The organism is Flavobacterium sp. KKT103 (genome assembly GCF_055640565.1).
The window spans coordinates 3,047,133-3,069,036 of record NZ_CM145766.1 but is presented as its reverse complement, the minus strand read 5'-3'; the positions used below and the strand labels follow the sequence as shown (position 1 = coordinate 3,069,036).

At 34.3% G+C, this 21,904-nt stretch carries 20 protein-coding genes; 9 read left to right on the top strand and 11 right to left on the bottom strand.

All coding sequences use genetic code 11. The annotated features are described in order from the left end of the window. The first annotated feature begins 237 nt into the window (after positions 1-237). The 3 genes from ACZ2G0_RS13260 (at position 238) to ACZ2G0_RS13250 (ending at position 6,415) form a co-directional block, all read left to right on the top strand. Positions 238-4,746 carry a PAS domain S-box protein gene (locus tag ACZ2G0_RS13260; protein WP_470308002.1) on the top strand — a complete coding sequence of 1,503 codons (4,509 nt, stop codon included), beginning with the start codon at positions 238-240 and terminating at the stop codon, positions 4,744-4,746. A gap of 694 nt (positions 4,747-5,440) precedes the next feature. Beyond that, the gene (locus ACZ2G0_RS13255) at positions 5,441-5,998 is read left to right on the top strand and encodes a YeeE/YedE family protein (protein WP_470308001.1); all 558 of its coding nucleotides are present in this window, start codon (positions 5,441-5,443) and stop codon (positions 5,996-5,998) included. 3 nt (positions 5,999-6,001) lie between these two features. Then, on the top strand, positions 6,002-6,415 hold the full coding sequence (locus ACZ2G0_RS13250) for a DUF6691 family protein (protein WP_470308000.1): 414 nt from the start codon (positions 6,002-6,004) through the stop codon (positions 6,413-6,415). Positions 6,416-6,462: 47 nt separating this feature from the next. Here ACZ2G0_RS13250 and ACZ2G0_RS13245 read toward each other — a convergent pair whose 3' ends face one another. The 4 genes from ACZ2G0_RS13245 to prmA all read right to left on the bottom strand — a co-directional run bounded on the left by ACZ2G0_RS13245 (position 6,463) and on the right by prmA (position 9,666). Beyond that, a complete protein-coding gene (locus tag ACZ2G0_RS13245) occupies positions 6,463-7,134 on the bottom strand; it encodes a lysoplasmalogenase (protein ID WP_470307999.1) in 672 nt (223 codons plus the stop codon). Between the two features lie 2 nt (positions 7,135-7,136). Beyond that, positions 7,137-8,414 carry a sterol desaturase family protein gene (locus ACZ2G0_RS13240; protein ID WP_470307998.1) on the bottom strand — a complete coding sequence of 426 codons (1,278 nt, stop codon included), beginning with the start codon at positions 8,412-8,414 and terminating at the stop codon, positions 7,137-7,139. 99 nt (positions 8,415-8,513) lie between these two features. Next, a complete protein-coding gene (locus ACZ2G0_RS13235) occupies positions 8,514-8,789 on the bottom strand; it encodes an ATP-dependent Clp protease adaptor ClpS (RefSeq protein ID WP_470307997.1) in 276 nt (91 codons plus the stop codon). A gap of 43 nt (positions 8,790-8,832) precedes the next feature. Then, the gene (gene prmA / locus ACZ2G0_RS13230) at positions 8,833-9,666 is read right to left on the bottom strand and encodes a 50S ribosomal protein L11 methyltransferase (RefSeq protein ID WP_470307996.1); all 834 of its coding nucleotides are present in this window, start codon (positions 9,664-9,666) and stop codon (positions 8,833-8,835) included. 90 nt (positions 9,667-9,756) lie between these two features. On the opposite strand from prmA, the gene ACZ2G0_RS13225 reads away from it, so the two are divergent. After that, positions 9,757-10,980 (top strand): porin, encoded by a 1,224-nt coding sequence (locus ACZ2G0_RS13225; RefSeq protein ID WP_470307995.1) that lies wholly within the window; start codon positions 9,757-9,759, stop codon positions 10,978-10,980. Positions 10,981-11,027: 47 nt separating this feature from the next. Here the strand turns inward: ACZ2G0_RS13225 and tpiA are convergent, their stop codons facing one another. The 4 genes from tpiA to ACZ2G0_RS13205 form a co-directional block, all read right to left on the bottom strand. Then, positions 11,028-11,780 (bottom strand): triose-phosphate isomerase, encoded by a 753-nt coding sequence (gene tpiA, locus ACZ2G0_RS13220; protein ID WP_470307994.1) that lies wholly within the window; start codon positions 11,778-11,780, stop codon positions 11,028-11,030. Between the two features lie 40 nt (positions 11,781-11,820). After that, positions 11,821-12,321: a TlpA family protein disulfide reductase gene (locus ACZ2G0_RS13215; protein WP_470307993.1), complete on the bottom strand. Its 501-nt coding sequence runs from the start codon at positions 12,319-12,321 to the stop codon at positions 11,821-11,823. Between the two features lie 303 nt (positions 12,322-12,624). Continuing rightward, complete coding sequence (locus tag ACZ2G0_RS13210; protein WP_470307992.1) at positions 12,625-13,725, bottom strand: BT_3928 family protein; 1,101 nt, start codon at positions 13,723-13,725, stop codon at positions 12,625-12,627. Continuing rightward, positions 13,726-14,280 (bottom strand): DUF1599 domain-containing protein, encoded by a 555-nt coding sequence (locus ACZ2G0_RS13205; RefSeq protein WP_470307991.1) that lies wholly within the window; start codon positions 14,278-14,280, stop codon positions 13,726-13,728. Positions 14,281-14,428: 148 nt separating this feature from the next. On the opposite strand from ACZ2G0_RS13205, the gene folP reads away from it, so the two are divergent. Together folP and ACZ2G0_RS13195 are read left to right on the top strand one after the other, a co-directional pair. Beyond that, positions 14,429-15,253: a dihydropteroate synthase gene (gene folP, locus ACZ2G0_RS13200; RefSeq protein WP_470307990.1), complete on the top strand. Its 825-nt coding sequence runs from the start codon at positions 14,429-14,431 to the stop codon at positions 15,251-15,253. Position 15,254: 1 nt separating this feature from the next. Beyond that, positions 15,255-15,875, top strand: a complete 621-nt coding sequence (locus ACZ2G0_RS13195; RefSeq protein ID WP_470307989.1) for a hypothetical protein — start codon at positions 15,255-15,257, stop codon at positions 15,873-15,875. Between the two features lie 25 nt (positions 15,876-15,900). Here the strand turns inward: ACZ2G0_RS13195 and rlmH are convergent, their stop codons facing one another. The 3 genes from rlmH to ACZ2G0_RS13180 all read right to left on the bottom strand — a co-directional run bounded on the left by rlmH (position 15,901) and on the right by ACZ2G0_RS13180 (position 19,299). Further along, entirely contained in the window at positions 15,901-16,374 is a 474-nt protein-coding gene (rlmH, locus tag ACZ2G0_RS13190) for a 23S rRNA (pseudouridine(1915)-N(3))-methyltransferase RlmH (protein ID WP_470307988.1), read from the bottom strand. A 5-nt stretch (positions 16,375-16,379) separates the two neighbouring features. After that, positions 16,380-17,798 carry an amidohydrolase family protein gene (locus ACZ2G0_RS13185; RefSeq protein ID WP_470307987.1) on the bottom strand — a complete coding sequence of 473 codons (1,419 nt, stop codon included), beginning with the start codon at positions 17,796-17,798 and terminating at the stop codon, positions 16,380-16,382. Positions 17,799-18,033: 235 nt separating this feature from the next. Continuing rightward, entirely contained in the window at positions 18,034-19,299 is a 1,266-nt protein-coding gene (locus ACZ2G0_RS13180; RefSeq protein ID WP_470307986.1) for a DUF2254 domain-containing protein, read from the bottom strand. 249 nt (positions 19,300-19,548) lie between these two features. Between ACZ2G0_RS13180 and nadC the strand changes: the two genes are divergently transcribed. The 3 genes from nadC (at position 19,549) to ACZ2G0_RS13165 (ending at position 21,901) form a co-directional block, all read left to right on the top strand. Next, positions 19,549-20,406, top strand: a complete 858-nt coding sequence (gene nadC / locus ACZ2G0_RS13175; protein WP_470307985.1) for a carboxylating nicotinate-nucleotide diphosphorylase — start codon at positions 19,549-19,551, stop codon at positions 20,404-20,406. A 64-nt stretch (positions 20,407-20,470) separates the two neighbouring features. Next, the gene (locus tag ACZ2G0_RS13170; protein ID WP_470307984.1) at positions 20,471-21,403 is read left to right on the top strand and encodes a YihY/virulence factor BrkB family protein; all 933 of its coding nucleotides are present in this window, start codon (positions 20,471-20,473) and stop codon (positions 21,401-21,403) included. Positions 21,404-21,469: 66 nt separating this feature from the next. Then, positions 21,470-21,901 carry a DUF2147 domain-containing protein gene (locus ACZ2G0_RS13165; RefSeq protein WP_470307983.1) on the top strand — a complete coding sequence of 144 codons (432 nt, stop codon included), beginning with the start codon at positions 21,470-21,472 and terminating at the stop codon, positions 21,899-21,901. Positions 21,902-21,904: the final 3 nt, after the last annotated feature.

Here is a 21,904-nt window from a genome sequence, read left to right as displayed (position 1 = left end):
AAATATAGTTAGAACTTTATTGCTTCAGTTGGAACATAAAAAAAATCTTTAAATTTTGACTACTAAATAAAAAAGGAAGGTAAATAATAGGTTCGTAAGCTTCTTTTAAATTGTCTCGCTATATATAATTTAATTTCTGTACTATTTTAATTATAATAATGGTTGTCTTTTTCAAATTTATATTATCTTTAGTAAACATTTAATGTAAGCAACGATTTGTGACTTATAATACTGATTATGGAAGAAAAAAAGCTCTCTTATGAAGCTCTAGAAAAGAAAGTAACAGCCTTGGAACAGGCTGCAGCTGCCTTGGAGTTGGATAGAACGGATTTGGAGAGTGTCAATGAGCCAAAGGATGTAGCTATTCAAGAAGACATCCATTTCTGTATTTTCGAAAGAATTACTGATGCTTTTATAGCGCTTGATGCCAATTGGTGTTATACGTACATGAATAAAAAGGCAGCCGAATTGTTGGGCTGCAATGCTAATGATGTCTTAGGTAAATGCGTGTGGGATGTATTCCCAAAGGCTGTAGACTTAGAGTTTTACGATGCGTATCACAAAGCATTTGAAGACCAAGAATACATTTGTATGGAACAATATTATCCAAATTATGAATTATGGTTTGAAAATCACATCTATCCTTCCCCCAATGGTATTTCTGTTTTCTTTAAGGATATAACTGAAAAGAAGACTGTATCTCAAGAATTAGAGCGTAGCGAACAAAAATTTAGAGCTTTGGTCAAATACAATCAAGAAGTAATTTCAGTATTTGATCGCAATAAAGAAGTAATATTTAGGTCAGAAGCTGCCTTAAAAATTACAGGATATTCCGCAGAGGAGCTTAGCGTTTTATCATTGTCAGCATTTATTAATCCTCCTTTTTTAGAATATTATAACGATAAATTCCAAGTTGCATTTGATAAGCCAGATGAAGTAATTAGTGTTTTACTTCAAATTATACACAAACAAGGACATTTAATTTGGTTAGAAGGTACCTTAGTCAATAAACTGCAGGATCCCGCTGTGCAAGGAGTAATTTTGAATTGTAGAGATGTTACGGCTCGAATTGAGGCAAAGGAAATTTTATTTGCTGAGCGAACAAAGTTTTTAAATATAGCAGCTACCTCTCCTGGAATGATTTATTCGATGCGACAAAAAAAGGATGGAACTTTTTGTTTTCCCTATGCTAGTAGCGCCATGAAAGCCTTGTGTGGTTATACTTTTGAAGAAGTAGATAAAGATCCTAACTTAGTATTTTCAAGTGTACATTTTGAAGATATTTCGCTTTTGTTAGAAAAAATCATTACTACAAAAACTAAGTTTGTCCCCTTACAACATGAGTATCGTTACAGACACCCAAAAAAGGGACTGATTTGGCATGAAGTAAATTCGCTGCCTGTACGTGAGCCTGAGGGTACTGTTATTTGTCATGGGGTGATAACGGATATTACCGATAAGGTAAATGCAAATCATAAGGTTTTAAAAGCAAATAGATTGTATCAATTTATTAGCCAGATCAATCAAATGATTGTAAGGACAAAAGATCAAGAGACGTTATTTAAAGAAGCGTGCACAATTGCTGTAGACTTCGGTAAATTTAAAACGGCCTGGATTGGCCTGGTAAATCCAACTACCAAAAAGATTGATCATGTAATGATTGCAGGTGACGATGAACAATATTTGGAACAAGTACCCTTGACCGAAAATTACATCAATCAATTTGGTACTGGTCCTTGTTTTACAGCCATAAACAGTGGGAAATATGTGGTAAGTAATGACATTGAGACCGATGCAGTTATGGCGCCATGGAGTACAGAAGCGCAGAGTAAAGGTATTAAATCTATGATTGCATTACCAATCATCACATTTGGACGTGCGATTGGTTCTTTTGCCTTTTATGCTGAAGAAAAAGATTTTTTTGATACTACCGAAATCTCATTACTAAGAGAAGCTACAGGTGATGTAGCTTTTGCTTTGGAAATTTTCGAAAAAGAAAGGTTAAGAAACGAGACAGAAAAAGAGTTGGTAGAAAGCGAACGTAGGTATCACACGTTAGCAGAAGTTTCTCCTGTTGGAATATTCCGTTCTGATTATTATGGTAATATCACTTTTGTTAACTCGAATACAGTAAAAATTCTGGGGTTGAGTCATGTCGAAATTATTGAGCAAGGTTGGTTTCATGCGGTACACGAAGCTGACCGCGAAAATTTACGCGTGCTGTGGGATGAGCTAATTCGTACTGGGGCTGAACAACATATTGAATTTAGATTTGTGCAGCCTAATCAAAATTGCATTTGGGTTTTAGGTACTGCCGTAGCCGAAAAAGATGCAAGTGGTACAGTGGTGGGTTATATTGGTACAATGACTGATATTACCATTCATAAAATTATTGAGCAAGAATTAAGAGTATCTAATGAGCGATTCGAAAAAATTGCTTCTACCACAAATGATATTGTTTTTGAACTTAATTTGGAAGATGGTACAAGTTGGCATAACAAAAGTTACAATGAGATTTTAGGTTTTTATGATGATGAATCCTCTCCTGCTGAAAATCAAAAGTTGTGGCGTTCTCGTTTGCATCCTGATGATAAGAGGAGAGTTATTGACTCATTTGAATTAGTTGTTGCTGAAAAGAAAAATTATTGGGCGGCAGAATTTAGATTTCTAAAAAACGATAATACTTATGGCTATTTTTATGAGCGAGATATCATTATTCGAGACGAAAATTTAGTTCCGATAAAGATATTGGGTTCCATGTTAGATATTACCGAAATCAAAAAAGCTGAGGAAGAGTTCAAGAAAGTAAATACCAGATTAAAAGGGGTGTTTGATGCCTTACCTGATTTACTATTTGAGATTAGTGGTGAAGGAATAATCGTGAGTTATCATTCTCACAGTGATAACTTATTGACGACACCGTCTAAATATTTTATTGGAAAAGAGTATAGAGAAATTTTGCCTTTACATGCTGTGGAAGTGATAGATTTAGCAATAATCGAGGCATATGATAAAGGAATTTCAACCGGCAAGCAATATTGGTTAGAGTTGGAATCAGGTATCCATTGGTTCGAATTATCGATTTCAAAATTAGATGCTAAAAAGTTTAAGGAAACGCTGTTTATTTGTTTGTCAAGAGATGTAACAGCGACCAAAAATATTGAAGAATCATTACTGAGAAGTAAAAAAAGATACCGAGGATTATTAAGCAATCTTGAAGCGGCAATAATTGTATACAGACCAGATAAAACAATATTGACTAGTAACGATAAAATACTAGAGCTCCTTAATACTACCATTGATAACAAAGATGATTTAAAGAACTTAATCGAAAGCTTAACTTATGTAGATGAAAATAAGAAGAAAATCCTAACCGATGATCATGTAGTCAATCAAATTCTTCGTACTAATGAGCCAATTAAAAACTTAACTGTTGGTATCAATGCCGGAAAAAGTAAAAAAACTATTTGGGTTCAAATGAACGGTTTTCCGCTTTGGGATGAAAACGGAACTATTGTTGAAATTGTATTAAGTGTGATTGACATTACGAAGCAAAAAGTAATGCAAAATGAAATTAGAAAGGCTAAGGATCAAGCTGAATTTGCTAATAAAGCAAAAACACAATTTTTGGCTAACATGAGCCATGAAATCCGTACGCCTCTAAATGGTATTATTGGGTTTTCTTCTTTGTTGAAAGAAAAAAATCCTAAAAAGGTTCGAAAACAGTACATCAATACGGTCAATGAGTCTGCCAATAGTTTAATGCGAATCGTAAATGATGTTCTTGATTTTTCAAAAATTGAATCGGGTACTGTTGAACTAGATATCGAAAAAGTTAACCTATACGATCTTTGCAACAAAGCAATTAATTTGTTTATGCAACAAGCAGCCCAGAAAAAAATAGTCCTTTCCTTCGAATTTGATAAAGAGATTCCGGAATGGGTGATGGGTGATGAGGTAAAGCTGAAACAAATAATAGTAAATTTAGTAGGGAACGCACTTAAATTTACGGAACGAGGAGAGGTTTTATTTACTGTCAAACTAGTTCCAAAAAGCAACGAAGATCAGGTACAAGTATTGTTCTCTGTAAAGGATACCGGAATCGGAATCAAATCTCACAGTAATAGCAAAATTTTCAAATCCTTTGTTCAAGAAGATAATTCAACGAGTAGAAAGTTTGGAGGAACAGGTCTAGGTTTGTCTATTTCCAATCAGTTACTTGATTTAATGGGTAGCCAATTAGAGCTGAAGTCAAAAGTAGGTGTTGGTAGTGAATTTTTCTTTACTGTCGCATTTAAAAGTTTTTTAAATGCGACAAGTACAGCTGTAGGTGCAACTATTATTAACGATCCAATTGCTTTACAACTTTTAAACGTTAAGACTGTTTTGTTGGTGGAAGATAACAAAATCAATATGTTACTTGCTCGTACTTTACTAAAGAAAATAATGCCTAATTGTGAAATACATCAAGCCTTAAATGGTGAATTAGGAGTGGAGAAATGTAAGTTGGAGAAAATTGATGTTATTTTTATGGACATACAAATGCCGGTCAAAAACGGTTATGAAGCAACAGCAGAAATTAGGCAGCTTGAAGGCTACAAAAATGTGCCTATAATTGCTTTAACAGCTGGGATCCTAGTAGGAGAGAAAGAAAAATGTTTTGAAGCTGGTATGGACGATTACCTTTCTAAACCAATTATTTTTGCCGACTTGGAGCGAGTGGTTTCTAAATGGTGTTCGGTATAATTCAGGTGTTGATTAGTCAAATAACAAATTTGAATGCACCACGTCTCTGTCCGTTTTTTGCAATTCTTAGCTGTTTGGGTTTGTCTTTAATTTGTTTTCCATTTTAGTATTTCATTTTTGTGCGCCAACCTCTTCCGCTTCGTTTTGGTAACTATTCATCAGTTATTTTTTTATATTCGGGTATTCCCATTTTTAATTCGGCTATAATGGAACAACCATGATTTTTGGCACTAGTTTTCTGAATTGAATTATGATTTAGTTTGTACACTTTTCGATTTCTATTTCGGCTATGCTATTAAAAGGTAAAAACACAATAATACCAACAATTCCAATTAGGAATCCTATTTAATAAGTAGTAAATTTTCATCTATTCTATTTTTATTTTTTTTGAAGTTAAAATTACCGCTGGCACATTTATAAAATGAAATAGGAACAACTTAGTTTCTTGGTTAAGATTTCAGCTATTTTCTACGATGCATTTCACTTTAGTTCACAAATAAGAACAGTACTTGATCGCAAATACATTTTTTTTCAACTAATATAGCAATAAATGTTTTGGCTTGAAATGAGAGCTTTAGCAGCTACATGTGAAGGCGATTTATACTTGAATTTTTAGTTGAAAGCTCGAAATGTAACATTTCTCACATTCAGAAAAATATAACTGTCCTATCTTTGCCGTAAATAAAATATAATTATGGATTTAATTTATCAAACATGGCCTTGGTACGTATCGGGTTTTATAATTGGTTTAATCATGCTAACCCTAACTTATTTCGGTAAAAGCTTCGGAATGTCGTCTAACCTTCGTTCTATGTGTAGTATCATGGGTGCGGGAAAACGAACTGCTTTTTTTGACTTCGATTGGAAATCACAACGTTGGAATTTACTAGTAGTCTTGGGTGCAATGCTTGGAGGTTTTGTAGCCGTGAACTTTATGAGTGACCCATCTAACGTAGCCATAAACCCGAATACTATTGAGCAATTAGCTGCCTATGGAATTGATGCTCCTAATGGTAAACTTGCACCTGATTTACTTTTTGGGCAACAAGTTTTTGAATCTCCAAAAGGACTTATCATCTTGCTTGTTGGTGGTTTACTAATTGGTTTTGGTACGAGATACGCTGGTGGTTGTACTTCAGGGCATGCGATTTCGGGCTTGAGTAATTTACAACTCCCTTCCTTAAAAGCAGTTATTGGCTTTTTTATTGGTGGCTTACTTATGGCCTACTTAATTTTCCCCTTAATTTTTTAAACTATGAAAGTAATAAAATATATACTAGTAGGTTTTGTATTCGGAATCGTTTTAACAAAGTCCGAAGCTATTTCGTGGTACCGTATTTATGAAATGTTTCAGTTTCAATCGTTCCATATGTACGGTATCATTATGACGGCTGTAGTTACAGGAGTAATCGGTATTCAAATTATAAAAAGAAACAATATCAAAGATATCGATGGTTTACCTATTGTGATAGCAGATAAAGAAAAAGGAAATGCGCGCTATTTAATAGGAGGTACACTCTTTGGTTTAGGTTGGGCTTTAGTAGGTGCTTGTCCAGGACCCATTTATATTTTAATTGGTGCCGGATTTACAAGCGTTATAATTGTATTAGTAGGCGCTTTACTTGGCACCTACATTTATGGGGTTGTGAAAAGTAAATTACCTCATTAAATCCCTATCGACTAGCTTACTGCCTAGCATTTTCTAGAAGGAAAATGCTAGGCATTTTTATTTAAAAACAATACTCCTTTAACGATTAAATATTGCGCTACCAAGTACGTAGACATTATTAGGATGGAACTTAGTTCTAATTTTTGATAAAACTTATCGAATGCTAAGATGCTATCCGAAGCCACAAAAATAACTGCTCCTATTAAAATGGAATATGCTGCCTTTTTGTCCCAAAGAAAGAAGCCTTTGAATGCAAATAAAAGCATTGTAGATAGCACTAAAGCGTACACAAATACTGGAATTTTTAAGTCACCTAAAGTGGGTATCAACAGGAATAACATCATCATTAAGTAGCTAATTATAACTGTAACTCCAATCCAAAAAACAGCTGTAGTTTTCGTGTTTTCTCTCTTTATTTGTTTGGTGAAAAGCAGTATGTACACCAAATGAGAGACTAGAAAAGAGACTAATCCTATGATAAAATAGATTTCAGCGCGATCAGCAAAAAGTAATACACCATCTCCAATCCATGAAAAAAACAAAGCAGTAAGTAAAAATTTTTTGGTCTTAAAATGAGCAGCTTTCCAGACTGCTAGTATCAAAAAAGAAATTAAAAACGGCTTCATAAACCACGCAATTTCGGTTTGACCTAGCACTATTAGTAGCAGGTAAAGGATACTTATTCCAATATAAGTTTGTAAAAGTGATGTAGATTTCATGATTAAGTAGTACTAATTGATACTAGTGTTTCCTTTTCCTTAAATTCAGTAGTTACAAAATAAAGAGAAACAGCAAATGAAAGCAGTAGATAAGTTGTAATTACATAATTAGATGCTTGGAATAAACTGTTTAAACCAAACCAATCTCCAAAATAGAATAAGATACCTAACCCTAAAAAGAGACGTAAAGTTTCCCAGTAAATAGCGTATTTACTTTTATCCATTAATTCGGTATAGCTGTAAATCGTTAAGAAAATAAAAAAGCCGTAAACGAAAAGGTTGGGCACTCCAATGCTTCCAATATTGCTAAACAAGTACGCTGCAAAGGCCAATGTGATTAAAGATTGAACCACAGCCCAAACGGTCATTTTAGTTGAATTTTCAGCGCCATACTTCTGAAAATTATACACATCGCTAATTTTATTCACGGGATATTTAACTTCAAAGTTCTCAGGTCTCCAACCGGTAGGTTTAAACCAAATAGTAAATTTGTCTTGCCATTTTTCAGCTCTCCATGCATCAGATAGGAGGAGTCCAAGATGCTGAAAATTGATTTTAATAGGATTCCATGTTGCTGCAGGTCTCGTAATACCATATACGGGAGGAACAGCTTCTAATTCGTCTTGAAAAGTTCCAAACCATTTATCCCAAATAATGAAAATTTGCGAGTGGTTTTTATCGATATATTCTGGATTTATAGCATGGTGCACTCTGTGGTGGGAAGGAGTAACAAGAATGTGCTCTAAAACCCCCAGCTTTTTGATGTGCTTCGTGTGGTACCAAAATTGTAGAAAAAGTTGAATGAGAAGCGTAATGATGATCACTTTTGCAGGTACTCCAAGTATAGCTGCAGGAATGAGTATAAACGTAAATAAATTAACGAAAGTAGATATAGATTGTCGTAAAGCGCAAGCCAAATTAAATTCTTCACTACTGTGATGTATGGCGTGCTTATTCCAGAAAAAATTAACTTGATGTGCAATGCGGTGATTCCAATATCCGTAAAAATCAATGATTATAAAAGCTAGGATATAGGTGTTAGCATTTGATTCTAAACTAAACAATGCTATTTTTGACACCATCCAATCATAGGAGATAAAAGTAATACTAAGTCCCATCACATCTTTTAATGCATTGGTTATTCCTGAACTTACACTTGACACGCCATCCATTAAAGGAACGCTATCCTCGCCTTTATATTTACCGTATATTTTTTCGATAATAATTAAAAGCAGGAAAACAGGCATGGCAACAACGAGTATTTTACCGTATTCTTCCATAAAAAAAACATTCTAATTTATTCAAATATAGAATAAAATAGAATGTTTTTAAAGTATCGACTGTTATAATGCCTATAAATCCTAAAAAAACAGTGTTGTTTAGATTATCTCTGCACTTAATCCAGCTTGTAGCAATGAGGTACATTGCGGTTTTAATTTGTCTAAAGGTCCCGTTTTTACGGTACACTTCCCGTTGTAGTGAACAATTAGTGAACATTGCTCTGCTTGCTCAGGTGTGTGCTCACATACGCGCATGAGCGTGTCAATTACATGATCAAATGTATTGACATCATCATTGTAAACTACAATTTCGTTATTAATAGTAGGTACTTCTCTAGTACTTACCTTTTCTCTTATTTTTTCTTTAGTACTCATCTTTTAGGTTTTTGTACTTTGGTTATTAATAAAAAGTTATACGCTAATTTACGTATTTTAATGATGTCCAGTTGTTTCTTACGAACTTTTTAACATACGTTAATCCCTTGTCAGTGCAACACGCATCAATTGCAGGAATGTCTTCCTCATAAAATCCACTTAATAAAAGTGTTCCTTTTGGATTTAAGCAGTTAACATAGCTTTGCATATCCTTCAAAAGGATATTTCGGTTAATGTTAGCAATTATTAAATCATATTTTTGGTCAACTAATAACGAGGCATCGCCTTCGTAAACCGTCAGGTGTTTACAATTATTGCGTTCTCCATTTTCGATTGAATTCAAGTAGCACCAATTATCTATATCAATGGCGTCAATAGGTTGGGCTCCTTTCATTTCAGCTAAGATTGCTAAAATTGCAGTTCCACATCCCATGTCTAATGTTTTCATTCCAGTCACATCTGTTTCTAGTAAATGTTGAATCATCATGTGTGTAGTTTCATGATGACCTGTACCAAAACTCATTTTTGGCTCGATTACAATATCAAATTCAGCTTCCGTTTTTGGATGAAAAGGAGCACGCACATGGCATTTACCATCTACGTCAATAGGTTCAAAGTTTTTCTCCCATTCTTCATTCCAATTCACTTGTTCAATTTCGGCAAAGGTGTAATCGATTGTAAATTCTTCCGATTGTAAAATTTGGATATGCTCCAGAATATTTTCATCCCACAACTCCTTTTGTACAAAGGCAGAAATACCGGTTTCTGTCTCTGTAAAGCTTTCAAAAGCAGTTTCCCCTAGTTCAGCAATTAATATTTCAGAGCCCATTTCTCTTGGCTCAATGTTAAAATGATAACCTATATAGCTATTTGACATGTATTATTTTTTTGCAAAGGTAACAATCGCTATTTAAATCGCATTTGTAATTTATATTTTATTTTACATTTGCATTACAACACTAGCCAAATGAAAAATACATACGTACTTCTGTTTTTACTATTCTTTACGGTTGGATTTGCTCAAGTGAGCATCAAACCGACTAAACACGACAATGACTTAAAATTATCTGCATTGCCTTATTACAGTTTTGGAAAAGGTATTGGGATTACGTCTCCAGATAGTTTGTACCAATTAAATATTCGTTTCAGAATGCAAAATCGGGTTACTTATATCCAAAACGAAGATGATCATGCGGCTTATGACGGTCAAATACGACGTTTACGATTGCGGTTAGATGGTTACGTAGGAAATCCCAAATTTCTTTATGCTGTCCAATTGTCTTTCGCTCCAGGAGATGTAGGAGAGATCAAGGAGGGCGAAAATATTAATATTATTCGTGATGCCGTTGTTTTTTATCGACCAAACAAACATTGGAATTTAAGTTTTGGACAAACTAAATTGCCAGGAAACCGTCAGCGTGTCAATTCATCTGGCGGATTACAGCTAACTGATCGTTCGATCAACAACGCAAAATTTACAATTGATCGAGACTTTGGGTTTCAGGTTCACAATATTAATGAATTTAAAGATCGATTCTCGTATAATTTTAAAGCAGCACTTTCCACAGGCGAAGGACGAAATTTTACTAATAATCCGGATGCTGGTGTTGCCGTTACGACTAAAGTTGAGTTAATGCCGTTAGGAGCTTTTACAAAAGACGGAACCTATTTTGAAGGTGATATTGTTAGAGAGCAAAAACCCAAACTGCTTATTTCAGGTGCTTTTCAGCAAAATAATCAAGCCAAACGGGCACAAGGGCAATTAGGAAATGACTTGTTTGAAGCTCGTACCATGAAATCGCTGCTGTTGGATGCAATGCTAAAATACAACGGTTGGGCAGCAATGTCAAGTTATATGTCGAGAGTAACGCCAAAAAATGCTGTTACTGTTGATCCCAACGATAGTACCCAATCGAATTTTGTTTTCGTAGGAGCTGGTTTTGATCATCAGTTGAGTTATATTTTTCCTTCTAATTATGAAATCATCGGTCGTTATTCTACTCAAACAGTAGGGAAGGACATCAGAGCTTTGGCACCTAATACCAAACAATATTCGTTTGGTGTTACTAAATACATTTGGGAACACACCTTTAAATTACAAACAGAATTAACTTTTGATACTCTGAGTTATATCGACGGTTCAAAAAAGAACAATTGGTATTTGCGTTTTCAAGTTGAGATAGGGATATAAAAAAAGCGGTGATAATTCACCGCTTTTTATTTGCTATAATTTATCGTTTAGATTGCTGTTACAATTGCAACGAAATCATCTGCTTTTAGTGCTGCTCCACCTATTAATCCACCATCTACATCGGGTTTCGAGAAGATTTCTTTGGCGTTTTCAGGTTTTACACTTCCACCGTAAAGTATCGATACGTTTTCGGCAATGTCTTTACCAAATGCTTTCAAAACGGTTTCTCTAATGAATTCGTGCATTTCTTGTGCTTGATCTGGAGATGCTGTTTCACCTGTTCCAATGGCCCAAACCGGTTCGTAAGCTAAAACGATTTTATCCCAATCTTTTGCCTCAATATGAAACAAACCATCTTTTAATTGGTTTTCAACTACGTTAAAATGATTTTTAGATTGACGGTCTTTTAATTCTTCTCCAAAACAAAAAAGAACAGTCATTTCATGTTTTACAGCGGTATTTACTTTATCTGCAATTAGCGCATCTGTTTCATTAAATAGCGCTCGTCGCTCTGAGTGACCTAAAATTACGGTGTTTACACCAACACTTTTAAGCATGTCAGCCGAAATTTCTCCTGTAAAAGCACCACCTTCTGCTTGGTGCATGTTTTGGGCAGCGACAGCAATATTAGTAAACTCTAAATGAGCAGCAGCCGATGCTAAATTTACAAAAGTAGGGGCTACAATTACTTCCACAGTGGTTTCAGTAGGTATTTTTGAAATTAGATCATTTAATAAATCTTCTGTTTGCTCTGCATTTTTATGCATTTTCCAGTTTCCGGCTACTATTTTTTTCCTCATTATAACTGATCTTAAATTAGTTTGTTCTCGTTGTTGTTTTTTATTTTAGTTCTGCTAATGTTTTGTTGATTGTTTCAAAATCAGTTTCGATCGCTCTATAAAGAACAATTTTACCTGTTTTATCTAGAATGATATACCTAGGAATCCAATCTAAATCAATTGCTTTTGCAAAAACACCTTCCATTTGATCATTTGCCATATAATGATCACCTTGTAGGGCATGTTTTTCCATTCCCGTTTTCCATTTGTCGACAGCTTTGTCCATGGATACGAATACAAAGTCTATATCTTGGTTATTAGCTTGTAGTTCTTTGGTCTTTGGCATTGCCTTTACGCAGTCACCACACCAAGAGGCCCAAACTTCGATGACCACAGTTTTACCTTTGTGTTTTTCGATTATATCCTTAAAACCAACTTGACTTCCATCTGCTGATAAAAGGGTTTCAGCTAATGCTTTTTCTGAAAATTCTGTTTTTTGATCTTTACCTTTTGAACAAGATAATGCTACTAGAGCGAATAAAAGTGCTATTGTTTTTTTCATTTTTTTCATTTTAACAAAGTTAAGGAAAGAATTTGAATAGACTTTAAAGTTTGTTCTTTTTTGATTTACAGCTTTATTTTTACTAAATCATTACTTTTTTGATACACATACAACAATTCAATCGTAATAGTTTTTGTTCTCATTGCAGGTTTTTAGTATTTTAACGCAATTCGCTATACATACGATAAGTAGAACACGGATAGTACTATTCTAAAAAGATAAAATAATTTGGAAAATGTGTTTAAAATAAAAAGTCCCACTGTTATTGTTTACAGTGGGACTTTTAAGTTGATATAAAACGCTTTACAGCTTTAAATCTTTTAAATCATTATAATGAACCTTTTGTACGATTGTTCCTTTGTCAAGTATGACAATGCTTGGGTTCGCTCTTTCGATGGTTTTCAATGCTATCGCATCGCAAGTGTAAAAGTCAAAGGTAAAACCATATTTCTTTTTTGCTTTTTCAATTTGTTCGACAGTCGAGTTGGTCATTCCAATCACTTTATACCCTTTTGCTTTAGCATCTTGGTTTAACTTTTCCATTTTTTCCATTCCGCCTACTTCTGCAATGGCAATATCGTAGGTTACTATCATTACAAGTTTTGGTTCCAACAAAAGTTCCTCTTTGTAGTCTGAACCGTCTTTCATCATAGTAAAATCATGAATAGGAGGTACGTATCCTTCGGTAATCACTTTGTCTTTTCTATCGACAAATTCTGCACCTTCTGGAAGTTTCATTAAGTCATCTTCTGTAAATTCTTGATCTACTCCATTTACTTTGTAAATAAACGTCATCGCTACAACGGACTTGGGTGCACCTTCGGGAATTTCCATTCCTTTTTGGATATTATTACCTACTTTGAATGGTCTGAAATCGATTAATGGTAAATGGTTCAATACCCAAACACCCATGAACATACATAAAACAATGCTGGCATAGGTTAAAACATTTTGTACTGATTTTTCAAAAAGAGGCTGAATGAGTTGCTTGTTAAAAAAGATAATCAGAATAAAGAAAAGCAACACAACGTCCTTCGTGAAAGATTGCCAAGGTGTTAGTTTTAAAGCATCTCCAAAACATCCACAGTCTTTGACCACGTCAAAGTAAGCAGAATAGAACGTAAGGAAGGTGAAAAATACAATCATGAGTAATAAACTCCAAATAGTGAATTTAGCTTTGTATCCTATTAGGAGCATAACACCTAAAACTACTTCAACAACTACTAAAAACAGCGCAATTGATAAGGCAGCAGGTACAAGAAACGGCAAGTTGAACACAGGCTCGCTAAAATATTCGGCTAGTTTATAAGAGAAACCTATTGGGTCATTTAATTTAATTAAACCTGAGATGATGAACACTATCCCAACGAATATTCTAGAAAATTGAGTAATTATATTTTTCATTTATTGTTTGTTTTGATGACCGAAGCCCATTAAAATTAGTGCAAAAATCGAGTAGTTGATCATGTCTTGATAATTGGCATCAATACCTTCTGAAACGATAGTTTTTCCTTTGTTATCTTCGATTTGCTTTACGCGAAGGAGTTTTTGCAAAATTAGATCTGTTAACGAACTAACGCGCATTTCTCTCCAAGCTTCGCCATAGTCATGATTTTTTGCTTCCATCAATTCCTTGGTAAGCTGTATTTTAGCATCAAATAAGGATGTTGCTTTTTTTACTTCTAAATCAGGTTGATCGACAACTCCTAGCTCAAGCTGAATTAATGCCATGATAGAATAATTGATAATGCCGATGAATTCTCCTGACTCGTCTTCATCAATCTTTCGAACTTCGTTTTCTTGTAAACTACGAATTCGTTGTGCTTTGATATAAATTTGATCGGTTAGGGAAGGCAAACGCAAAATGCGCCAAGCACTCCCATAGTCGGTCATTTTATTGGTAAAAAGGGAACGACAAATCGCCACCACAGTATCATATTCTTGAGAAGTATTCTTCATTATTGATGTATATTTGTCTAAAATTTGCTCAAAAATAGGGATAAATTTTAAAAAATTTTGAAGTTTAAAGCGTAAAGTTGCTTCTAAATTGTCTTTAAACTTTTGAAATAGCCCAAATATAAAATCGGAAATAGTAAACAAAGAAGGTATGACTATAAATTGCAAAGGACAACTTATTGATTTATCACAACCTAAAGTAATGGGGATTTTAAACATAACACCCAATTCTTTTTATGACGGAGGTAAATTTTCAAATGAGCAAGAAATTCTAGCACAAGTAAAAAAAATGCTAGAGGACGGTGCCACTTTTATCGATGTTGGTGCGTATTCCAGTAAGCCAGGCGCTGATTTTGTTTCTCAAGAAGAGGAGATAAGTCGGATAGTCCCTGTTATAAAATTAGTTTTAGATCATTATCCTGATGCACTTATTTCTGTCGATACTTTTAGAAGTGCTGTCGCAAAAGTTGCTCTAGACAAGGGCGCGGCCATAATTAATGATATTTCAGGAAGTCATCTAGATGCCGCTATGTTAGGAGTTATTGCGGCTTACAAAGTTCCCTATATCATGATGCACATGAGAGGCACTCCACAAACTATGCAAACGTTAACTGATTACGAAGATGTAATAAAAGAAATGCTTTTGTATTTTTCAAAAGTTGTGGCCCAAGCGCGTGCTTTAGGAATCAATGACTTGATTATAGATCCCGGCTTTGGCTTTGCCAAGACCTTGGATCAAAATTATGAGATACTGCGCAATTTAGAATTGTTTCAATTGTTAGATTTACCAGTTTTAGCTGGGATTTCAAGAAAATCGATGATCTATAAACTTTTAGGTACTAATGCCAACGAAGCTCTCAATGGCACCACTTTTTTAAATGGTGTGGCTTTATCAAAAGGAGCTGCAATTTTAAGAGTTCATGATGTAAAAGAAGCAGTCGAAGCGGTTCAATTATATTTAAAATTAAAAAAATAAGATGAAATACTACAGTCTAATTACCTTATTTCTTTTGCTTTCCTGCGGAAAAAAAGAAGCTGTTTTGTTGCCTAAATCAGATGTAACTCTTGTCGCTGATGTCATTGATCATTCGCCTATTTATATTTTCTTTAGAACGAAAGGAAAAGATACCGTAGCAGATGTTAACCGCAAGAACAGTATAATTTCGACCAATTGGATTTTGAATATTGATAAGCGCTTGCCTTTACGATTAGTTATTCCTGAGGTAATGAAACTGCAACAAAAAAAGCGAGAGGAGAAAGCACATAAAAATGAAAAGGCCGAGAATTTTTACGCTTACGCTGACAGTATTGGTAAAAACATGGCATTTATTCCTTTTACTACGATTTATTATAAAATCGAAAAACCTAATGGGCGTTTCATTTATTTCAATAAAAGTGGTGAAATTCTTTTGGAAAATAATATTGTTCCAAGAGAAAAAGTAAAGGAGTTGCTTAGTAGCTTTTTATCTAATGAGCCAGGGAATCATTATGTTCTTATGTTTGATAAAAACATGAGCTATGAAATCTATCTCCAGAATAAGATTTTTATCGAAAGTTTGAAATTAAACACAACAGATAGAGAAGAGTTTATTTACTAAAGAAAGGGTGTTAGGTTATTTACTTTTATTGATGATGATAAGGCTCATTTTTTAAGATCGTAAATCCGCGATACAATTGCTCAATAAAAAATAAACGTACCATTTGATGCGAGAAGGTCATTAGCGATAGCGATATTTTTCCTTGAGCTGTAGCATAGACCGTATCCGAAAATCCGTAAGGACCTCCAATTACAAATACTAATGTTTTAATACCAGAATTCATCTTTTTCTGTAACTCCTCTGAAAATCCTACACTAGAGAAATTTTTTCCGTTTTCATCCAACAATATGAGTTGATCAGTAGCCGTAATTTTAGATAGGATCAATTCACCTTCTTTTTCTTTTTGTTGACTTTCTGATAAGTTCTTTACATTTTTGATGTCGGGAATAATATCCAAATCAAATTTGATATAAAACGACAAACGTTTCGTGTAATCATCGATTAAAGTTTGTAATGCTTTATTGTCAGTCTTACCAATGGCAATTAATTTAATATTCATCTGGTTTATTTTAAAGGAAAATTAGCTTCGAACGTAGCAAACCTTTGGTCTAAATTTTTTAGTAGCTCTTGTTTCACTTTAGCCTCCTTTATGAAACTATAATTTATACTGTTATAGACGTATTGTTTAATATCAGCGTAGCTTACATCAGGATACCTTTTAGCTAACAAAACGTATTGTTCGGTTAAATTAGTTCTTAAAATCCCAGCATCATCGGTACTAATAACGATAGGAACATTAAATTCTCGGTACAATGAAATAGGATGACGGTTCTCTTTGACTTTCAAAATAAATTCGTTGCTCCCTAAATTAATTTCGATAGGAATAGCTTGTTTGGCCATATACTTTAATAAGGCATAGGAATTTTTTTCATAGGCGATATCTACACCGTGACCAATACGGTTTGCACCCGCCACATAAACGGCGTCATTGATATGAAAAGTCAAGTCTTCTGGTTGTACTAAACCCAGCGTTAATTCTCCTGCATGTAAAGCATATTTAACAGAAGGGAAAACACTATGGCAATACTTAAACATAACCATGTGTAGCCAATAATCTTTCATTGAGGTTTCGGCATCTTCAGGAGAGACAATATTTACGCCAACCATTAAATCACTAGAGTTAGTAGACATAAATGCAATAACTAAGTTTTTAAATAAGTCAACAGGCTCCATGAAGCGCAAAACAAAGTTTTGGTAGCGCATAGTAAAACTAGCATCGTCTATTTTCAAGTCCTTGTGCATTTTTGCAACAAAATTAATATTGAAATTTAGTGCATCCTTTTGTGCATCTCTTTTTTGAAATGTTTTAAATAGCGATTCCAATATTTTTTTTACCGCTTTTTCGTCTTTTTGAGCTGCAGCTTGCCTAAGCAAACTATTAAATTCTACCAAATCCGTTGTTTGAAGGTCGGATGGAATCGTAGATAATTGCGTTTCAATATAGCTTACATTTTCAGATAGGGCTCGGTTTTTTAATTCTAATAAACCTTCTGCAAAATGACCTGGTATCGTAGGGCTAAATTTCCCAAAGGATTCAAAAAACAATTTATCTGATGGGTAGCTTACGCCGTTATAATCTTTAGCCGACCATTTTTCCATGATCTTTTGCTTGTATGCATACAACTCTCCACGCTTACTTATTGTTGAAAATTGCTCCCAATTGCCTGTACTAGGTTTATCTTTAAGAACCTCCATAGTGGTTGTGTTCAAGTAAAAGTCTTCCTTTATAGCGTCTTCCAGCATTGGCTCCGCATAAATAGATCCACTAAAATGATGGTGTAAATCACCTCCTTTAGGCATTTGACTGAAAAAAGCAGTTAATTCAGCTTCGTTATTTCTTATTTTTTCAAAGTAGGTATTTGCGGTTTGTCCGTAGCTACAGTTTAGTATAGCCGAAAGTAGTAAAACAAAATATAGTTTCATAGAATAGTTTTAGTATGGTAATAAGTAAGGTTCTAGAAATGAAATGCCGTAGGCGTTTTGAAGTAAGGCCAACATTTCACTGTAAAACGCGACAAAGGTAATGGATTATCAGTTAATAAAAAACTAGTAGCTTTAAACTATCCTGACTAGTTAGTGCTAAATAATACATAAATCTTAGAACTTTCGTCACAGTGTTCTTTTTGACAATCATTCGGCTTTTTTTATGAGGACGATTTTACGAGGGGATACTAGACATAGTTTTCTTTTGTAATGTAATTAGATCCGCAGGGAGCGACATGGTTTGCTCAGCTCTTGAATAAGCCTCTAAAGAATGATAGGTAGCAGCTTCGGCCATGCCGTCATGGTTTATTTTTGAAATTGTTCTAAGCGCTTTTTGAAGCCTGAGCATTACCTCAATATTAGCTGCTCCATCTCTTGCAATGGGTCTAAAGGCGTCTTCAAACAAATCAGATATTACTAATTCAGGTACAGCAACCCGATTGTAAATTTCGTCTTTGCATTCTTTTTTAGTTTGTGGTTGATTGTAAAGCGAAAATAGTCTCACATGGCTGCTAATAATTTGAATTGCAGTTCCGGGATCATTTACTGCGGGCGAAAGTGCTCTGCTCGCAATTTCTGACAAAGTAATAATACCAAATCGAGGGTCTTCCTCAAAAAATCGCATGTCATTGATGGTAAAGCAATTTATAATTTCCTTTGTGTTAATCGCTTTGGTTTTATTGGTTCGGTTGGCATCAATATAAAGTAAAGGCTGGTCTAAGGAAACAAATTTACCCGGAATGGCATTGAGAATTAATGTAATATCTAAGCTTTCGGCAATTTCTTGAAGTTGTGCCATGTTGATCGTCACAACGTAACCCGCACGTTCGCTAAAGACTTCCATTCCTTTAGTCATATCAGGACTAATTTTTATACCTTGGAGTGTAGGCGAATTAATGCGTCTGCAAATAGCGTGGTGCGTTGCATCTTCAATCAGTTTAATTGTGTGGCCCATCCTGCCCAATCTTGAAATGCGTTCGACCCAACGTAAAAAAGTTAATATGACTAAGGTGAAAAATAGCAGCGTCAGTACAAATAAGGTAAAAAGTCCAGCTTTACCGTAGTAGCCATTTTTTAAAGCTACTAACGCGACAATACTAAAAATAAATGATCCAATAAATGCTGATAATGAATTTCTAGAAACATCATCGGTAATAATAAGATTGAAAGAACGCGGGGTGGCTGTATTGCTCGCTGCCGCAAATGCTGAAATCATTGATCCTACCGTAAAAGTAGCAATGACAAGCATGCTCGATGAAATGATATTTAATAATTCGGTTATCGATTCTGTTTTGATATTAGGAACTAATTCATGTAATTGAGTATTATCTGCGACTTGAGCTAATAAGGCACCCAATAATGAGATAAGACAAAAAATTACGGGTCTAAACCAAAGCTTATCCTTGATGCGTTGAAAAGCAAAGAAGATGTTTTCTTTCATGAATTTGAGTTTGGGTCTAAAATACTATTAATTAAGGTAAATTACTAATGATGTATAGAACTAGAAAATCTATCCTATAGATAGTGGTTCCCTCTTCAAGTAGTCAACAGTATCTCTTTTTTAATTGTTTCATTAATTTTCAATTGAAAGAGCAACAGTAACCTTTGTATGTGGTGCCTTCTGAAAAAACAAATTTTTAATTGCATAAAATAAATTCTACATTAGCACTATAAAAAAATCTCAAAAAAAATGATTAGCGCTGAACAATTTAAAAATGAGTTAGAAATTCTGATTGCCAATGCAATTCGGGAGGATGTAGGAGATGGTGATCATAGTTCGTTAGCCTGTATTCCGGCTATCGCTCAAGGAAAAGCAAAATTATTAGTAAAAGACAATGGTATAATTGCAGGCGTAGCTTTTGCTAAAATGATTTTTCACTATGTTGACCCTTCGTTGGAAATTGAAACTTTTATTGAAGATGGGGCAGCAGTCAAGTTTGGTGATATCGTTTTTCATGTTTCAGGTAGTTCACAATCTATTCTGAAGGCTGAAAGACTGGTTTTAAATTCAATGCAACGAATGTCCGCTATTGCAACCAAAACCAATAACTATGTCCAAATGTTGGAAGGCACAGGGACAAAGATTTTAGATACACGTAAAACCACACCCAGTTTTAGAGTTGCTGAGAAATGGGCTGTAGCCATTGGAGGAGGCGAAAATCATCGATTTGCATTGTACGATATGGTGATGTTAAAAGACAATCACATTGATTTTGCGGGCGGAATTGCATTGGCTATTGCCAAAACGAAAGCGTATTTGAAAGAGAATAATAAAGACTTAAAAATCATTGTTGAGGCCAGAGATATAGCTGAGGTTAAAGAAATTATAGCAGCTGGCGGTGTGTATCGCATCCTATTGGATAATTTTGATTTCAATACGACTAAAGAGGCTGTTGCATACATAGGAGACCGTTGTTTAACGGAATCTTCAGGCAATATCAATGAAGAGACAATCAGGCAATATGCGGACTGCGGGGTTAATTACATCTCTTCGGGAGCTTTAACTCATTCGATATACAATATGGATTTGAGTTTAAAGGCAATTTAAATTGCAAACTTTAAAATAGGCTACTTGTTTTGTTACTTTACCAATTTGTTAAACAGTTGAATTAATGTCAGAAGAAATTGAGCAAAGAATAGATAAAATTCCAGTAATCCGTAATATGGCTCGTGCATTAAAAAAAGTGCAGTTGCCTCGGCTTGAAGGATTGACTTTATATGATCTATTAGAATTGTACGGAATAGGAATCGCTGAAGGGGCTTTGTCTAATCGAGCGGGAGCAATTGCTTTTAGCTTTTTTATGGCACTATTTCCTTTTGCTTTATTTATACTTAACTTAATTCCCTACATACCAATTGCCGGTTTTCAGCAAGATTTTCTAAAATTTGTAGAGGAGGGTGTGCCTCCCAATACTTTTTATGCAATTGAAAATATCATAAACGATATTTTACATAACAGTCATTCAGGGCTTTTATCAACGGGTTTTTTATTGTCTATTTTTTTAATGGCTAATGGTTTGAATGCTATTTTAGGTGGTTTTCAAAATTCAAAGCACGTCTTAGTTAAACGAGGTTTTTTTACACAATATTTTGTTGCAGTAGGGATGTCAGTGGTTTTGTCATTACTATTGATTGTAACTGTGGCAACAATAGTAACCTTTGAAATTTTTATTCAAAAATTAAATGCAAGTCAGGTTCTAAATGATAAAATTCCTTTGATGGTTTTTGGGCGCTACGGATTTTTGATTTTAATGATATTAATTACCACTTCGATCTTATTTAAATTCGGTACCAAACACGATAAGAACCGATCGTTTATATCAGTAGGGTCAATTTTCACCACTGTTCTTACTATTATTATCTCTTATTTTTTTGGAATTTGGGTTATCCGATTTTCTAGATACAATCAATTGTATGGTTCGATAGGAACCTTGTTGATTGTAATGTTTTATATTTGGATTAATTGTATGATTTTATTGCTTGGTTTTGAGCTAAATGCATTAATTCATAAATTAAAAAAGAAAAATAACATAGAAATTAGCTAATAATAATTGGACTCTTGGCAGAGTCTTTGTAGTTTAGCAAGGTATTAGAAACTAAAAATAAATAATATGAGAAATACAATTACAGCTGCTTTGCTTTTTATGACAACAGTATTTTTTGCTCAAAGTCAAGGAGTAACGGGTAAATGGAAAACTATCGATGATCAAACTGGCGAAGCAAAATCAATCATTGAGATTTATGAAAAGTCGGGTAAAATTTATGGTAAAGTAGTCGATATATTGAATCCTGCTCGTAAAAAAGGTTTATGTCAAGATTGTTCTGGAGAAGATAAAAACAAACCAATTCTAGGTTTAGTTATTTTAAAAGGGCTGTCTAAAGATGGCGATGAGTACAATGATGGAAAAATTTTAGATCCTCAATCAGGTAAGGTGTATAAGTGTTTGATTACTCTTGAAGAAAAAGATAAGTTAAAAGTAAGAGGATATATTGGCTTTGCTTTGATTGGTCGTACGCAATATTGGTACCGAATCAAAAGCTAATTA

What these genes read in the sequence shown, in the direction of transcription:
- ACZ2G0_RS13165 (WP_470307983.1), top strand. Translation starts at nt 21,470, where the DNA reads ATGAGAAATACAATTACAGCTGCTTTGCTTTTTATGACAACAGTATTT.
- ACZ2G0_RS13225 (WP_470307995.1), top strand. Translation starts at nt 9,757, where the DNA reads ATGAAAAATACATACGTACTTCTGTTTTTACTATTCTTTACGGTTGGA.
- ACZ2G0_RS13195 (WP_470307989.1), top strand. Translation starts at nt 15,255, where the DNA reads ATGAAATACTACAGTCTAATTACCTTATTTCTTTTGCTTTCCTGCGGA.
- ACZ2G0_RS13170 (WP_470307984.1), top strand. Translation starts at nt 20,471, where the DNA reads ATGTCAGAAGAAATTGAGCAAAGAATAGATAAAATTCCAGTAATCCGT.
- ACZ2G0_RS13255 (WP_470308001.1), top strand. Translation starts at nt 5,441, where the DNA reads ATGGATTTAATTTATCAAACATGGCCTTGGTACGTATCGGGTTTTATA.
- ACZ2G0_RS13235 (WP_470307997.1), bottom strand. Translation starts at nt 8,789, where the DNA reads ATGAGTACTAAAGAAAAAATAAGAGAAAAGGTAAGTACTAGAGAAGTA.
- rlmH (WP_470307988.1), bottom strand. Translation starts at nt 16,374, where the DNA reads ATGAATATTAAATTAATTGCCATTGGTAAGACTGACAATAAAGCATTA.
- tpiA (WP_470307994.1), bottom strand. Translation starts at nt 11,780, where the DNA reads ATGAGGAAAAAAATAGTAGCCGGAAACTGGAAAATGCATAAAAATGCA.
- ACZ2G0_RS13250 (WP_470308000.1), top strand. Translation starts at nt 6,002, where the DNA reads ATGAAAGTAATAAAATATATACTAGTAGGTTTTGTATTCGGAATCGTT.
- ACZ2G0_RS13240 (WP_470307998.1), bottom strand. Translation starts at nt 8,414, where the DNA reads ATGGAAGAATACGGTAAAATACTCGTTGTTGCCATGCCTGTTTTCCTG.
- nadC (WP_470307985.1), top strand. Translation starts at nt 19,549, where the DNA reads ATGATTAGCGCTGAACAATTTAAAAATGAGTTAGAAATTCTGATTGCC.
- ACZ2G0_RS13260 (WP_470308002.1), top strand. Translation starts at nt 238, where the DNA reads ATGGAAGAAAAAAAGCTCTCTTATGAAGCTCTAGAAAAGAAAGTAACA.
- ACZ2G0_RS13180 (WP_470307986.1), bottom strand. Translation starts at nt 19,299, where the DNA reads ATGAAAGAAAACATCTTCTTTGCTTTTCAACGCATCAAGGATAAGCTT.
- folP (WP_470307990.1), top strand. Translation starts at nt 14,429, where the DNA reads ATGACTATAAATTGCAAAGGACAACTTATTGATTTATCACAACCTAAA.
- ACZ2G0_RS13185 (WP_470307987.1), bottom strand. Translation starts at nt 17,798, where the DNA reads ATGAAACTATATTTTGTTTTACTACTTTCGGCTATACTAAACTGTAGC.
- ACZ2G0_RS13210 (WP_470307992.1), bottom strand. Translation starts at nt 13,725, where the DNA reads ATGAAAAATATAATTACTCAATTTTCTAGAATATTCGTTGGGATAGTG.
- prmA (WP_470307996.1), bottom strand. Translation starts at nt 9,666, where the DNA reads ATGTCAAATAGCTATATAGGTTATCATTTTAACATTGAGCCAAGAGAA.
- ACZ2G0_RS13245 (WP_470307999.1), bottom strand. Translation starts at nt 7,134, where the DNA reads ATGAAATCTACATCACTTTTACAAACTTATATTGGAATAAGTATCCTT.
- ACZ2G0_RS13215 (WP_470307993.1), bottom strand. Translation starts at nt 12,321, where the DNA reads ATGAAAAAAACAATAGCACTTTTATTCGCTCTAGTAGCATTATCTTGT.
- ACZ2G0_RS13205 (WP_470307991.1), bottom strand. Translation starts at nt 14,280, where the DNA reads ATGAAGAATACTTCTCAAGAATATGATACTGTGGTGGCGATTTGTCGT.